Raw genomic sequence first — 14504 nt, 5'->3', positions numbered from 1 at the left:
CTCCTCACTCGCGGGTCTTCAATACGGCGATCAGGTCCAGCCGCGCAATGCGCCGGTGCACCAGCAGCGCGGAAACCACGCTGGCGCCGAGCACCATCAGCCCGGCGAACGCGTAAGTGGCGGTGGTCAGCCGGATCGGGATGCGGAACAGCTCGGACTGGAAGCCCTGCACCATCACCCAGCACAGGCCCCAGCCCGCGGCGAAGCCGAACGGCAGCGAGATCGCCACCAGCAGGCCGAGCTGTCCCAGCAGCAGCGCGCTCACCTCGCCCTCGGTCATGCCCAGCACGCGCAGGCTGGCCAGCTCGCGGCCGCGCTCGGACAGGCTGATCCGCGCCGCGTTGTAGACCAGCCCGAAATTGATCACCCCGCCGAGCAGCGCCGCCACCCAGGTGAACACCAGCAGGCTCTCGCCCATGGTCGCGTAGAAGCTGCGCACCGAAGCCAGCCGCGAGCTGATGCCGGCCACCCACGGGCGGCGGTCCAGCCGCGCGTAGACGTCCGCTTCGGCGCCGGGCAGCACGCCGAGCAGCACGCCGGAAACCACGTCGCCGTCGCCGAGCAGCCGGTTCAGCGCGTCCAGATCCATGTAGCCCTGCGCCCCGATCGTCTCGCGCACGAAGCCGGCCACGCGCACGTCGCGCACATGGCGGTGCCCCTGCAGGGCCTGCACCTCGATCGTGTCGCCGGGCTCAAGCGCCAGCATGCGCTGCAGGTAGTCGGTCAGCAGCACGCCATCGGCCGGCGGCGTGACCACGCCCAGCCGGACGTCCAGCGGCCGGCGCAGGCGCGCGGCCGGCGGCAGCCCCTCGATCACCGTGCGATAGCTGCGCAGCCCATGGACCAGCCGCACCGGCGCCGTCCGGATCGGCTCGGCCTCGCGCACGCCGGGCAGCGCGGCCAGCTCGAACAGCACCCGGCGCGGCGCCGGCTCGATGAAGTTCACCGCCAGGTCATGGTGCTGGGCGAGGCTGAGCTGGGTATCGACCATGTAGCCGACCGCGTCGTCCTGGAAGCGGCCGACCATGATCACCGCGCAAGCCAGCGCCAGCCCGAGCACGGTGAACGCGGCGCGGCCGGGGCGGCGCTCGAGGTCGCGCAGGACCATCCGCGCCGGCTGCGACAGCCAGCGCTGCAGGCCCAGCCGCTCGATCAGCGTGGGGCCGAAACGCGGCGGCGCCGGCGCGCGCATCGCCTCGGCCGGCGGCAGGCTGGCGGCCGCGCGCAGCGCCATCAGCGCACCGGCCGCGGCGGCGGCCAGGCTGACCGCGGTACCGGTGGCGATCGCCCAGGGGCTGAGCCGCCAGGCAAGGAACGGGAAGCGGTAGATGTCCTGGTAGACGTGGGCCAGCCAGCGGCCCAACCCGGCGCCGAGCGCGATGCCCAGCAAGGCGCCGAGCAACGCGATCGCCGCAGCCATGCCCAGGTAGTGCCCCGCCAGCGCGCGGTGGCTGTAGCCGAACGCCTTGAGCACGCCGATCTGCTCGCGCTGCGTGCCGATCAGGCGCATCAGCACCACGTGCAGCAGGAACGCGGCCACGCCCAGGAAGATCGCCGGAAACAGCCGCGCCATGGTCCGCAGCTGGCGCATCTCCTCTTCCAGGTAGCGCGCCGAGGTCTGCTCGTGGCGGCCGTAGGCGCCGACGCCGCCGTAGCGCGCCAGCGCTCCATCCAGCCCGGCGATCACCGCAGCCGGCCGCGCCGCCGGCAGCAGGCGCAGCACCACGTTGTTGAACGCGCCATCCATGTCCAGTGCCCTTTCCATCGCGTGGCGGTTCATCCACAGCACGGCATAGCGCTTGAAGTCGGGAAAGACGGTGCCCGGCGGACTCTGGTAGACGTACTCCGGCGAGGTGCCCACGCCGACCACGCGCAGCCAGCGCTGGCGGCCGCGCAGAGTCATCCGCAGGCTGTCGCCGACGCGCAGGGCGTGCGCCGCAGCGAACGCCTCCCCCACCACCACCTCGTTGTCGAGCTCCGCATCGGGCAGGCGGCCGCTGCGCAGCTGCACCTGGTTGAGCAGCGGCTGGCCGCCCTCCAGCGGCAGCGACACCACTTCGGCGCGCACCGGCTCGTCGAAGCCGGGCACGCCCAGCGTGCCCAGCGCCAGCAGCCGCGCCTGCACGGTCTGCACGCCGGGCAGCGCCGCCAGGCGCGCCAGCAGGGTATCCGGCGCGCGCACCAGCGGCGCCCACAGGTCAGCCAGCGCCGCCTGCCGGTAGAACTGCTCGCGCGTTGCGGTGAGCGATTCGTAGGTGGACTGCGACATCACCAGCGTGGCGACGCCGCCGGCGATCACCAGCGCGATCGCCAGCGCCTGCCCGCGCAGGTGCCACAGGTCGCGCCACGCCTTGCGCGTCAGCGCGCTCACCAGCGCAGCTCTTTCGCCGGCGTGCGCCGCGCCGGGCGTTCCTCGCGCACGATGCGGCCGTCGCCCAGGTACAGCACGCGATGCGCCATGCGTGCGATGTCCGCGTTGTGGGTGATCACCACCGTGGTGGTGCCCAGCTCCGCGTTGACCCGTTCCAGTGCCTCCAGCACACGCACGCCGGTGGCCGAATCGAGCGCGCCGGTGGGCTCGTCGCACAGCAGCACCGCCGGCCGCTTGGCGATCGCGCGGGCGATCGCCACCCGCTGCTGCTGGCCGCCGGACAACTGCGCCGGGAAGTGGTCCATGCGGTCGGCCAGGTCCACCCGCGCCAGCGCCTCCTCCGGCGTCATCGGCTGCTCGGCGATCTCGGTGACGATCGCCACGTTCTCGCGCGCGGTGAGGCTGGGGATCAGGTTGTAGAACTGGAACACGAAGCCGACGTGCTCGCGGCGGAACAGCGTCAGCTCACGCTCGCTGGCGCCGGTCAGGTGATGCCCCTCGTACCAGACCTCGCCGGCGCTGGGCGCGTCGAGCCCGCCCAGGATGTTCAGCAGGGTCGACTTGCCGCTGCCCGAGGGCCCCAGCAGCACCACGAACTCGCCGCGGAACAGGTCCAGGTCGACCCCACGCAGGGCATGCACCTCTACCTCGCCCATGCGGTAGGTCTTGGTCAGGCCGCGGGCGCGAAATACCGCCTCCGCGGCGGGCAACGGCGTGGTCACGGCCATGCAGGCGCTCCGCCCGAGAACCGCCCGAAGGCGGCGATGGCGTTCAGGCTAGCCGGGGCAGACGGGCGCGTTCATGACTTCAGGCAAATTCAGAGCGAGTCGACGACGCGTCGATAACGCTGCGCGATGCGCTCCTCGTCGCGATGGCGGAAACCGCGTACCTGCCAGCGGCCACCGACCATCACGTCGCGCACCAGCGGCGTGTTGCCGGCGAACAGCCAGCTGTCGAGCACGGATGCCTCGTCGCGCGCAGCGAGCAGCGGCGAGTTGTCGTCCAGCACGATCAGGTCGGCGCGCGCGCCGGCGCGCAGTTCGCCGATCGGCAGGCCGCTGGCGCGGGCACCGCCGGCCAGCGCGCCGCGCCACAGCGTTTCGCCCACGCTGGCGCCGGGTTGGCGGGCAGCGATGTTGCGGCGGCGGGTGAGCAGCCGCTGGCCGTATTCGAGCCAGCGCAGTTCTTCCACCGGCGAAACGGAAATGTGCGAATCCGAGCCGATGCCGAACGCGCCGCCAGCATCGAGATAGGCCGCCAGCGGAAACAGGCCGTCGCCGAGATTCGCCTCGGTGGTCGGACACAAGCCGGCCACCGCGCCGCTGGCGGCGATCCGCGCGGTCTCCGCCTCGGTCAGATGGGTGGCGTGTACCAGGCACCAGCGGGCATCGACCTCGGCGTGGTCGAACAGCCACTCGACCGGGCGCGCGCCACGAATGGCCAGGCAATCCTGCACCTCGCCGATCTGTTCGGCGATGTGGATGTGGATCGGCCCGGTGCGGACCCGTGGACTGGCCAGCACTTCGCGCAACGCCGCTTCCGGCACGGCGCGCAACGAATGCAGCGCGGTGCCGACTCGCAGGTCGTCATCCGCGTGCGCGTGCAGCGTGTCGAGCAGACGCAGGTAGCCATCCACGTCGTGGCCGAAGCGCCGCTGCCGTTCGCCCAGCGCACGGCCGTCAAAGCCGCCGCTCATGTACAGCACCGGCAACAGGGTCAGGCCGATGCCGGCTTCGCGCGCGGCTGCGACCAGTGCCAGCGACATGGCCTCGGCCTGCGCGTACGGCGTGCCGTCGGGCCGGTGGTGCAGGTAGTGGAATTCGCACACGCGGGTGTAGCCGGCCTTGAGCATCTCGACGTAGAGCTGCGCGGCGATCGCCTGCAGCGACTCCGGGTCGATCACCGCGGCGAAGCTGTACATCGCCTCGCGCCAACTCCAGAAACTGTCGTCCGCCCTGCCCCGGCGTTCGGCCAGGCCGGCCATCGCACGCTGGAATGCGTGGGAATGGAGGTTCGGCATGCCGGGCAGCACCCACTGCCCGATCGTCTCGACGCCATCGTTCGCATCGACCAGCGCGCCCCCGGCGTCCACTGCGAAGCTGGCATCGCGTTGCCATCCGCCGTCGCGCCACAACCGTCCGACCCGGTAGCTGGTGCTGCGGCTGGGTTCGTTCATCGGTGGTCTCCGTTGCGGTGGTCGCCAGTGTAACCGTGCCTGCGCCACGCCTTCACCTGAGCCTCGACAGGCCCATGCATAATGGCCCGCATGGCAGGCAAATCCAGCGAAAACACCCCACGGTTGCTGTTGCGCCAGGCGCAGCCGGCCGACGTGCCGCAATTGGTGGAACTCACCGGGCGGGTCTACAGCCCGGAATGGGGCCACTCGGCCGAGATGCTGCGCTCGCAGCAGACGCACTTTCCGGAAGGCCAGTTCGTGGTCGAGTACGAAGGCCGCATCGTCGGCTACTGCGCCACCTTCCGCATCGACGAGGCCACCGCGCTGGCGCCGCACACCTGGATGGAGATCACCGGCGGCGGCATGGCCTCGCGCCACAAGCCGGACGGCAACTGGCTGTACGGCATGGAAGTCGTGGTGCACCCGGACTACCGCGGCATGCGCATCGGCCAGCGGCTGTATCGCGCGCGCAAGCGGTTGTGCATGAACCTCAAGCTGCGCGGCATCGTGTTCGGCGGGCGCATTCCGGGGCTGGCGAAGAACATCGCGCGCTACGGCAGTGCCGAGGCCTACGTGCAGGCGGTGACCGACGGCCGGCGGCGCGACCTCACGCTGAGTTTCCAGCTCTCCAACGATTTCGAGGTGATCGGCCTGCTGCGCGGCTACGTGCCCTCCGACCACGAATCGCTGGGCTATGCCGTGCACCTGGTCTGGCGCAACCCGCAACTGCTGGACCAGCCCGACACCCCCTCGATCCCCTCGCCGCAACGCCTGCCCGACGCGGTGCGGGTGGCCTCGGTGCAGTACCAGCAGCGGCGCATCGCCTCGTTCGAGGAGTTCGCCACCCAGGTCGAGTACTTCACCGACATCGCCGCCGACTACAACGCCGACTTCGTCACCTTCCCCGAGCTGATCACGCTGCAGCTGCTGTCGATCGAGAACACCGAGCTGTCACCGGTGGACTCGATCCGCAAGCTCAGCCACTACACGCCGCAGGTGAAGGAGCTGTTCAGCCGTCTGGCCGTCCATTACAACATCAACATCATCGCCGGCACGCACCCCACGGAGCAGGCCAACGGCGACATCCACAACGTCTGCTACGTGTGCCTGCGCGACGGCTCGCTCCACGAGCGCGAGAAGCTGCACCCGACGCCGAGCGAACGCAACGTGTGGAATATCGCCGGGGGCGACAGCGCAGCCACGGTGCCGACCGACTGCGGCCCGATCGGGGTGATGATCTGCTACGACGCGGAGTTTCCCGAGGTGGCGCGCCACCTCGTCGACCAGGGCGCGCTGATCCTGTTCGTGCCGTTCTGCACCGACGTGCGCGAGGGCTACCTGCGCGTGCGCTACTGCGCGCAGGCACGGGCGATCGAGAACCAGTGCTACGTGGTGCTGTCCGGCAACGTGGGCAACCTGCCCGGGGTCAACAACTTCGACATCCAGTACGGCCAGAGCTGCATCCTCACCCCCAGCGACTTCGGCTTCGCCCGCGACGGCATCGCCGCCGACTCCACGCCGAACATCGAGACCGTGCTGTTCGCCGACCTGCACCTGGCCACCCTGGCCCGCGCACGCAACGCCGGTGCGGTGACCAACCTCAAGGACCGCCGCTTCGACCTCTACGAAACCCGCTGGCGGCCACGCTGATGGCGACTCGCGGCGCGACCGCGTTCGCACCGGTACCGGACTGCCAAGGCAGTCGACATCAATCCTGCCGCGGCCGTCTGCGATAATCGCGCCATGTCAGAACCGCCCACATCCGCTCCAGCATCCTCCAATCCCCGCCTGCAGGCGCTGCTCGGGCATGAATTCTTTGCGCCGCACCACTGGAAACGCCGGTTGGTGCTGTGGGCGGGCGCCGTGCTGGTGGCGCTGGCTGCGATCCTGTTCGCCAAGGCCAGCGTCTGGTCCTACGAGTTGTTCCTGCGCATCCTGGATCATGGCATCTGGATACCGCTCATCCTCACTCCGCTGGTGTTCGGGCTGCTCGCCTGGGCAACGGAGGGGCGCCTGCGCGCGACCCGCGGCAGCGGCATTCCGCAGGTGATCGCCTCGCTGCACATCGAGGACGGCGGCTTTCGCACGCGCATGCTGTCGCTGCCGGTCGCCGCCGGCAAGATGGTGCTGACCCTGGCGTCGCTGGCGGTGGGTGCCTCGATCGGGCGCGAAGGCCCGACCGTGCATGTCGGCGCAGCGCTGTTCTACTCCATCGGCCGGCGTTTCGGCTTCAGCGATCCCAAGGCCGCCTCGCGCTTCATCCTCGCCGGCGGCGCAGCCGGCATCGCGGCCGCGTTCAACACGCCGTTGGCCGGCGTGGTATTCGCGATCGAGGAGCTGGCCGGGACGTTCGAGCACCGCTTCAGCGGCCTGCTGTTGACCGCGGTGATCATCGGCGGCGTGGTGTCGCTGGGCGTCATGGGCAACTATTCATATTTCGGCGAAGTGGACGCCAGCCTGCCGCTGGGCAGTGCCTGGCTGGCCGTGCTGTTGACCGGGATCGGTTGCGGCCTGCTCGGCGGCCTGTTTGCGCGCCTGATCCTGCTCAGTCGACGCGGCCCGCTGGCGCAGGTCGGTCGCCTTCGCGCACGCTGGCCGGTGTTGTTCGCCGCCGGCTGCGGCCTGTCACTGGCGGTGCTCGGCGTGTGTACGCATAACAGCATCTACGGCACCGGCTACGACCAGGCCCGCGCGATCGTGCAGGGAACGGCCGCCATGCCGGGCCAGGACTTCGGCATCGCCAAGCTGCTGGCCAACGTGGTCTCGTACTGGGCCGGCATCCCCGGTGGCATCTTTTCGCCGGCGCTGGCGGTAGGCGCCGGCCTGGGCCAGAACATCGCGCATCTGCTGCCGGGTGCGCCCGCCGGTGCGGTGGTGCTGCTGGGCATGAGCGCCTACCTCGCCGGTGTCACCGGTTCGCCGCTGACCTCGGCGGTGATCGCGATGGAGCTGACCGACAACCAGGACATGGTGATTCCGATCATGGCAGCCTGTCTGCTTGCTCGCGCGGCCGCGTCGCTGTTCTGCCCGACCCCGGTATATCGGGATTTCGCCGAACGCATGGTGCGCGACGCCGAGCGACAGCAGCAGGCCGAGCGGGCCCACCAGCAGCCCGCCAGACCGTTGCCCGCAGCCGCCGAGACCACGGCCTACCCCGACTCCGCCGAATCCGGCCAACCGCAGCATCCAGGCAAGCCATGACGGAGTGATACCGATGACCCAACCACGCTGGGACCGCCTGCTGTTGAACGCCACCCTGGCGACGTTCGCCGACGACACGCCGTACGGCCTGGTCGAGCAGGCGGCCATCGCCATGCAGCACGGGCGCATCGCCTGGCTGGGGCGGATGAACGAGCTGCCGGACGCGCCCGTGGCGTTGGCCGAGGAAGTGGAATCGCTGGACGGTGCCTTGGTCACCCCCGGGCTGATCGACTGCCACACCCATCTGGTGTTCGGCGGCGACCGCGCCGACGAGTTCGACCTGCGCCTGAACGGCGCGAGCTACGAGGAAATCGCACGCGCCGGCGGCGGCATCACCTCCACCGTCAAGGCCACCCGTGCGGCCGCCGAAGAGCATCTCTACGCGCAGGCGCTGCCGCGTGCCCGCGCGCTGCTGGCCGACGGCGTCACCACGCTCGAGATCAAGTCAGGCTACGGCCTGGAGCTGGACAGCGAACGCCGAATGCTGCGCGTGGCGCGCCGGCTCGGCCGCGAACTGGGCATCAGCGTCCGCACCAGTTTCCTCGGCCTGCATGCAGTGCCGGCGGAGTTCAAGGATCGCCGGGCCGACTACCTGGCGCTGGTCTGCGACGAGATGTTGCCGGCGCTGGCGCGCGAAGGCCTGGTCGATGCGGTCGACGGCTTCTGCGAGAGCATCGGCTTCAGCCCCGCGGAAGTTCGCCGCCTGTTCGAGCGGGCGCGCGAACTCGACTTGCCGGTCAAGCTGCACGCCGAGCAGTTGTCCGACCAGGGCGGCGCCGCGCTGGTGGCCGAGTTCGGCGGGCTGTCCGCCGATCACCTGGAGCATCTGGGCGAGGCGGGCGTGCGCGCCATGGCCGCCGCCGGCACCGTCGCGGTGCTGCTGCCGGGGGCGTTCTACGCGTTGCGCGAAACCCGCTCGCCGCCGCTTGGCCTGCTGCGCGAACAACGCGTGCCGCTGGCGGTGGCCACCGATTGCAACCCCGGCACCTCGCCGCTGCTGTCGCTGCGCATGGCGGCGGGCATGGCCTGCACGCTGTTCCGGCTGACCCCGGAAGAAGCGCTGCGCGGCGTGACCGTCAACGCCGCGCGCGCGCTGGGCCTGGCCGACCGCGGCACACTGGCGGCCGGCCAGCGTGCCGACCTGGTGATCTGGAATGCGCGCCAGCCGGCCGAACTGTGCTACTGGATCGGCGGCAACCTGGCGCGGCGGGTGTACGTGGCTGGCGAGGCGGTGTCGCGGCGCAAACCCGCGCAGCGTGTGGCGAGCACCCAGCCCTAGGGAATCGTCGCGCCAGGGTTCCTCGAGTCACTGCCGCGCGAGACGCTCCCGCAAGGCGGCATGGAAGGCCGGCGGCAATTCCGCCCGCACCGGCACGCGCCACCAGTTCGGCTGCGCGAACGACTGGCATTTGACTGCGTCCTTGTCGGTCATCAGCAGCGGTCGGTCATCCGCAAAATCCAGCTCGGCCGCGCTGAATGCGTGATGGTCGGCAAAGGCGTGCTCGATCACCTCGATGCCGCACGCGCGCAGGCTGTCGAAGAAGCGCTGCGGATTGCCGATCGCGGCCACCGCGTGCACCGGTTGCGCGGCGAAGCTGCCCAGCGCCCGCCGCTCGCCGCCTTGCAGCGCCACGGCCTCTTCGCCGCGCAACTGCATCAAATACTCGCCGGCCTCGGCGTCGCCACCGTTGCACACCCGCAGGTCCACGCCGCGCAGCCGGCCCAGCGGTTCGCGCAACGGGCCCACCGGCAGCAGGTGGCCATTGCCGAAGCGACGAACGCCGTCGATCACGCAGATCTCCACGTCGCGCGCCAGCGCGTAATGCTGCAGGCCGTCGTCGGCCACCACCACGTCGCAACCGGCCTGGAGCAGCAACCGAGCCGCCGCGGGACGATCGCGCCCGACCGCCACCGGCACGCCGCTGGCGCGGATCAGGCAGGGTTCGTCGCCGACCTGTTGCGGATCCGGCGCGTCGCCCAGCAGCAGCGGCTCGCGCTGCGTGCCGCCGTGGCCGCGACTCACGACGCCGGGCCGGAAACCGTGCTCGCGCAGACTGGTCGCCACCGCGATCGTCAACGGCGTCTTGCCGGTGCCGCCGGCGGTGAGGTTGCCGATGACCACCACCGGCACCGGCAAGCGCTCGCGGCGCAGCCAGCCGATGCGGTACAACGTACGACGCAGCCGGATCACGCCGCCGTAGAGCGCGGCCAGCGGCCACGTCCACCACGGCGCGCGACCGCCGCCGTACCAGGCCGATGCAAGCGTGTCGAGCAGCGCCATGGCAGGCGTCTCAGCCGCCGGCCGCCACGGCCACGGCGTCGTGGAACTGCATGCGGTGCAGTGCGGCGTACTGCCCGTCCAGCGCGAGCAGTTCGGCGTGGGTGCCGCGCTCGACGATGCGGCCCTGGTCCATCACCGCGATCTGGTCGGCGCCTTCCACGGTGGACAGGCGATGGGCGATCACCAGCGTGGTGCGATCCTTCATCAGCCGCGTCAGCGCCTGCTGGATCAGCCGTTCGGACTCGGTATCCAGCGCGCTGGTGGCTTCGTCCAGCACCAGGATCGGCGCGTTCTTGAGGATCGCCCGCGCGATCGCGATGCGCTGACGCTGGCCGCCGGAGAGCAGGTTGCCGCTCTGCCCGATCGGCGTGTGGATGCCATGCGGCATGCGCGAGATGAACTCCATCGCATTGGCCGCCTCGGCCGCGGCGATGATGTCCGCCTCGCTGGCGCCGGCCAGCTCGCCGTAGGCGATGTTGTTGGCCACGGTATCGTTGAACAGCACCACGCTCTGCCCGACCCAGGCGATCTGCTTGCGCAGCGAGGCCAGCGTGTAGCTGCGGCAGTCCTCACCGTCGAGCACGATGCGGCCGGTACCGGGCACGTTGAAGCGCGGCAGCAGGCTGACCAGGCTGCTCTTGCCGCTGCCCGAACGTCCGACCAGGGCGGTGACCGTGCCGGGTGCGCAATCGAGATTGACTCCCTGCAGGGCGGGAACGTGGCTGCGCGGATACGTCAGGCCGACGTCGACGAAATGCAGCTCGCCGCGGCTGCGCTCGAGCTCCAGCGTGCCGGCGTCGCGTTCGGGCGGCAGGTCGATCACGTCGAAGATGTCCTCGGCCGCGGACAGTCCGCGCTGGATGTTCGCCTGCACGTTGGTGAGGCGCTTCAGCGACGGCAACATGGTGCCCATCGCGGTGAGCACGGCGAAGAACACGCCGGGCGTCATGCTGACCAGTACCTGCGGCCGCGTGCCCAGGAACACCAGCGCGGCCAGCGCGCTGGCCGCCACCAGTTGCACGGTGGAACTCGACGCCGCATTGGTGGCGGCGATCTTCAGGTTGAGCCGCCGCGTATGCCGGGTGATCTGGTCGAAACGCTCGGCCTCGTGCGCCTGGCCGCCGTACACGCGCACCTCGCGATGTGCGCCCACGGATTCCTCCACCGTGCCGGTGACCGAACCCATGCTGCCCTGGATGCGCCGGCTGATCTGCCGGTACCGGCGCGCCACCACCGTGGCCACCAGCGCGATCGCCGGCACCATCACCAGCAGCGACAGCGTCAGGTAGGGGCTGTAATAGAGCATCACGAACAGCATCGCCAGCACCGTGAAGCCGTCGGTGATGGCGATCTTCGCCGCGCTGCTGGACGCGGCGGCCACCTGCTCGCTGGTATAGGTGATGCGCGAGATCTGCTGGCCGGACGGCTCGCTGCCGAAATACGGCGCCGGCAGTTTCAGGTAGGCAGCGAACACTTCCAGCTGCAGCGCCTGCACCACGTGCCGGCCGATGTAGGAGATGCCGTAATCGCTGACGAAGGTACCCAGCGAGCGCACCAGGAAGATCGCGATGATCCAGATCGGCATCCAGAAGATCAGGTACGGGTCTTTCTGCGCGAACAGGTTGTCGATCATCGGCTTGATCAGCCCGGTGAACAGCGCCAGCCCGCCACCGTCGGCCAGCATGCCGACGAAGGCCACCAGGCCGATCGCCCAGTAGCGTCGGGTGTAGCCGAGCAGTCGTTTGTAGGTCGGCCAGCTGCCCGCGTCTGCCGCGGTGGCCTGGTCCGCGTTCATTGCGCGGTGCCCGGCTTGCTCGGTGTCGTGGCGATCGACAGGCGGGTGAAGCCGAGCTGGCCCAGTGCATCCATCGCGGTCACCACGTTCTGGTTGGGCGTCATCGCATCAGCCCGGATCGTCACTGCCTGGTCGCGACTGTCGCCGGCATTGCGCGCGATGGTCTGCTTGAGCGCCTCGATGCCCTCCCCCATCACCTCGTCGCTGCCGACGAAGAAGCGGCCGTCGCGGTCGATCATGATGGTCAGCGCCGGCGCATTCATGTCGCGCTCCTGCACGCTCGCCTGCGGCAGGGTCACCTTCAGCCGCGAATGCTGCACGAAGGTACTGGTGAGCACGAAGAACATCAGCAGGGTCAGCAGCACGTCGATCAACGGGATCACGTTGATCTCGAAATCGTCTCCGCGGCGGTCGTTGCCGATGCGCATCGACGGTGCCTCAGCTCGCGCTCGGCGCGGCGGGTGCCGGCGCGCGACGCGCACGCGCGACGGGTGCCGGCGCGGTCAGGGTGAGATCGTCCAGCAAGGCGGTGGCCTGCTTTTCCATCAGCACGCAATAGCCGGCCACGCGCGAGCGGAAGTAGCGGTGCAGCACGTAGGCCGGGATCGCCACGGTCAGGCCGGAGGCGGTGCAGATCAGTGCCTCGCCGATGCCGCCGGCCATGCGCGCGGGATCGCCGATGCCGCCGCCCATCACCTCCATGAACATGCGGATCAGGCCGATCACGGTGCCGAACAGGCCCAGCAGCGGGCCGATCAGGGCGATCGTGCCCAGCGTGTTGAGGTAGCGCTCCATCCGGTGCACCACGTGACGGCCGGTGTCCTCGATGCGCTCCTTGATGATCTCGCGCGGCTGCCGACGCACCGCCAGCGCCGCGGCCAGCAACTCGCCCAGCGGCGAGCCGTTCGACAGGGTTTCCAGATGCTTGGGATCGAGCTGACCCGAGCGCGCCCACTGGCGCACCTCGTCGCCCAGCCCCGGCGGCAGCACCGAGCTGCGGCGCAAGGTCCACCAACGCTCCAGCACGATCGCCAAGGCGACCGCCGAACAGATCAGGATGGGCACCATCGCCCAGCCGCCCGCCATCAGGATATCAAGCACCTTCAGTCCTCGCCGCACCACGCTCCGGGGAAGCGCGCATGATAGCAGCGTCGTCCGCGCGTACTGCGGCAGGCGTGGCAATCCCGGCCTCGCACCATGCTACTCGCGCCAGTAGCGGGGCTGTTGCCGCCGCCAGCCCGGCTGCCGTCGCGGGGTCCCGTCGGCGGGGAACTCCACCTCCAAGGCGCCCTCCACGGCCGTGTTGAACAACGGCACGCCCGCCTCGGCGTAGCGCGCCACGATCTCGGCCCGCGGGTGCCCGAAGCGGTTGTGCCAACCGGCGGAAACCAGCGCCAGCGACGGCTGCAACGCCGCGATGAAGGCCGCGCTGGAAGAAGTCTTGCTGCCGTGATGCGGCACCACCAGCACCGGTGGCGGGCCCGCCCCCAGTACCGCGGCCACCGCCGGCTCCGCCTTCGAGCTGATGTCGCCGGGCAGCAATACCCGTCCGCCGCGCCCCTCGACCAGCAGCACGCAGGAGCTGTCGTTGTCGTGGTCGCCATCGCCGGCGGCCGGGCTCAGCACGCGGAAGCGCACGCCATCCCATTGCCATGCCTGACCGGCCATGCACTGCTGCATGGGTACGCGCATGCGGGCGGGTTCGCCGGCCAGCCTGCGCGCCTGCGGAAACGCCTCGGCCACCGCCTGCGCGCCACCGGCGTGATCGTTGTCGCCGTGGCTGATCATCAAGGTATCCACCCGCGGCAGGCCCAGCGCGTGGATGGCTGGCACCACCACCGCCTCGCCGAGGTCGAAACCGGAGGGATAACGCGCGCCGGTGTCGTACACCAGCAGGTGGTCGCGCGTGCGCACCAGCACCGCCAGCCCCTGCCCCACGTCGAGCACCCACAGCCGGAACGCGCCCTCGGCCGGCGCGCTGCGCGGCGGCAACAGCAGCGGCAGGAACAGCACGACACCGAGCCAGCGCAGCGGCACCCCGCGCGGCATGAACATCCACAGCGCACCGAGCACGGCCAGCAACAGCGCATGGAGCTGCACCGTCGGCAGGTACCAGTGCGCACCCGGCCAGGTGGCCATGCGCTCGAACAGCCACCACTGCGCGTGGGCGATCCGCGCGGTCAGCCACAGCACCGGCGCGGCCAGCGGCGGACACAGCAGCAACAGCAGCATGCCGAACAGCGCGCACGGCACGATCACGAAACTCACCAACGGCACCGCCACCAGGTTGGACAGCGCGCCGACCAGCGACGCCTGGCCGAAGAACCACAGGGTCAGCGGCAGCAGCGCCACGGTCATCAGCAACTGGCCGGCGCCAAGTTCGTGCAGAAAGGCCCGCCAGCCGCGGCCTTGCGCCTGCAGGCAGAGGATCAGGAACGCCACGCCGACGAAGGACAACCAGAACCCCGCCGCCAGCACCGCCAGCGGATCGGCCAGCAGGATCGCGATCAGCGCCAGCGCCAGCGATTGCGCCCCGCTGCTGCCGCGCCGGCTGCAACGCGCCAGCGCCACCACCGCGATCATCAGCAGCGTGCGCACGGTGGGCAGGCCGAACCCGGCCAGCGCGCTGTAGACCACGGCGAGCAGCAGCGCCGCGGCGGCCTTCGCCTGCGTGCGCGGC

Annotated in this window: 11 protein-coding genes; 3 read left to right on the top strand and 8 right to left on the bottom strand. The window is 70.4% G+C overall.

Annotation, left to right across the window (positions count from 1 at the left end; translation table 11 throughout):
- Positions 1-4: 4 nt before the first annotated feature.
- The 3 genes from B1991_RS16865 to B1991_RS16855 all read right to left on the bottom strand — a co-directional run bounded on the left by B1991_RS16865 (position 5) and on the right by B1991_RS16855 (position 4547).
- Positions 5-2371: an ABC transporter permease gene (locus tag B1991_RS16865; protein ID WP_136259845.1), complete on the bottom strand. Its 2367-nt coding sequence runs from the start codon at positions 2369-2371 to the stop codon at positions 5-7.
- Positions 2368-3099, bottom strand: a complete 732-nt coding sequence (locus B1991_RS16860) for an ABC transporter ATP-binding protein (protein ID WP_136259844.1) — start codon at positions 3097-3099, stop codon at positions 2368-2370. Before B1991_RS16860 ends, B1991_RS16865 begins: the two co-directional genes overlap by 4 nt.
- Before the next feature lie 89 nt (positions 3100-3188).
- Positions 3189-4547, bottom strand: coding sequence for a formimidoylglutamate deiminase (locus B1991_RS16855; protein ID WP_136259843.1), 1359 nt, complete (start codon positions 4545-4547; stop codon positions 3189-3191).
- 90 nt (positions 4548-4637) lie between these two features.
- Between B1991_RS16855 and B1991_RS16850 the strand changes: the two genes are divergently transcribed.
- The 3 genes from B1991_RS16850 to hutI all read left to right on the top strand — a co-directional run bounded on the left by B1991_RS16850 (position 4638) and on the right by hutI (position 9027).
- Positions 4638-6197: a carbon-nitrogen hydrolase family protein gene (locus B1991_RS16850; protein ID WP_136259842.1), complete on the top strand. Its 1560-nt coding sequence runs from the start codon at positions 4638-4640 to the stop codon at positions 6195-6197.
- Positions 6198-6290: 93 nt separating this feature from the next.
- Positions 6291-7748 (top strand): chloride channel protein, encoded by a 1458-nt coding sequence (locus B1991_RS16845; RefSeq protein WP_136259841.1) that lies wholly within the window; start codon positions 6291-6293, stop codon positions 7746-7748.
- Positions 7749-7761: 13 nt separating this feature from the next.
- Positions 7762-9027 carry an imidazolonepropionase gene (hutI, locus tag B1991_RS16840; RefSeq protein ID WP_136259840.1) on the top strand — a complete coding sequence of 422 codons (1266 nt, stop codon included), beginning with the start codon at positions 7762-7764 and terminating at the stop codon, positions 9025-9027.
- Positions 9028-9054: 27 nt separating this feature from the next.
- Here hutI and lpxK read toward each other — a convergent pair whose 3' ends face one another.
- The 5 genes from lpxK to B1991_RS16815 all read right to left on the bottom strand — a co-directional run.
- Positions 9055-10029 (bottom strand): tetraacyldisaccharide 4'-kinase, encoded by a 975-nt coding sequence (gene lpxK, locus B1991_RS16835; RefSeq protein WP_136259839.1) that lies wholly within the window; start codon positions 10027-10029, stop codon positions 9055-9057.
- A gap of 10 nt (positions 10030-10039) precedes the next feature.
- Positions 10040-11824 carry a lipid A export permease/ATP-binding protein MsbA gene (gene msbA / locus B1991_RS16830; RefSeq protein WP_136259838.1) on the bottom strand — a complete coding sequence of 595 codons (1785 nt, stop codon included), beginning with the start codon at positions 11822-11824 and terminating at the stop codon, positions 10040-10042.
- Positions 11821-12252: an ExbD/TolR family protein gene (locus B1991_RS16825; RefSeq protein ID WP_136259837.1), complete on the bottom strand. Its 432-nt coding sequence runs from the start codon at positions 12250-12252 to the stop codon at positions 11821-11823. The genes msbA and B1991_RS16825 overlap by 4 nt, the downstream gene beginning before the upstream one ends.
- 10 nt (positions 12253-12262) lie before the next feature.
- The gene (locus B1991_RS16820; protein ID WP_136259858.1) at positions 12263-12910 is read right to left on the bottom strand and encodes a MotA/TolQ/ExbB proton channel family protein; all 648 of its coding nucleotides are present in this window, start codon (positions 12908-12910) and stop codon (positions 12263-12265) included.
- Between the two features lie 114 nt (positions 12911-13024).
- Positions 13025-14504, bottom strand: a 1480-nt coding sequence (locus B1991_RS16815) for a DNA internalization-related competence protein ComEC/Rec2 (RefSeq protein WP_136259836.1), incomplete at its 5' end; no start/stop codon positions are given.

The sequence above is a fragment of the Rhodanobacter lindaniclasticus genome, assembly GCF_004799035.1.
GTDB classification, from domain to species: domain Bacteria; phylum Pseudomonadota; class Gammaproteobacteria; order Xanthomonadales; family Rhodanobacteraceae; genus Rhodanobacter; species Rhodanobacter lindaniclasticus.
Note: the sequence above shows the minus strand (reverse complement) of the source record. Positions and strands in the feature narration are given on the sequence as shown.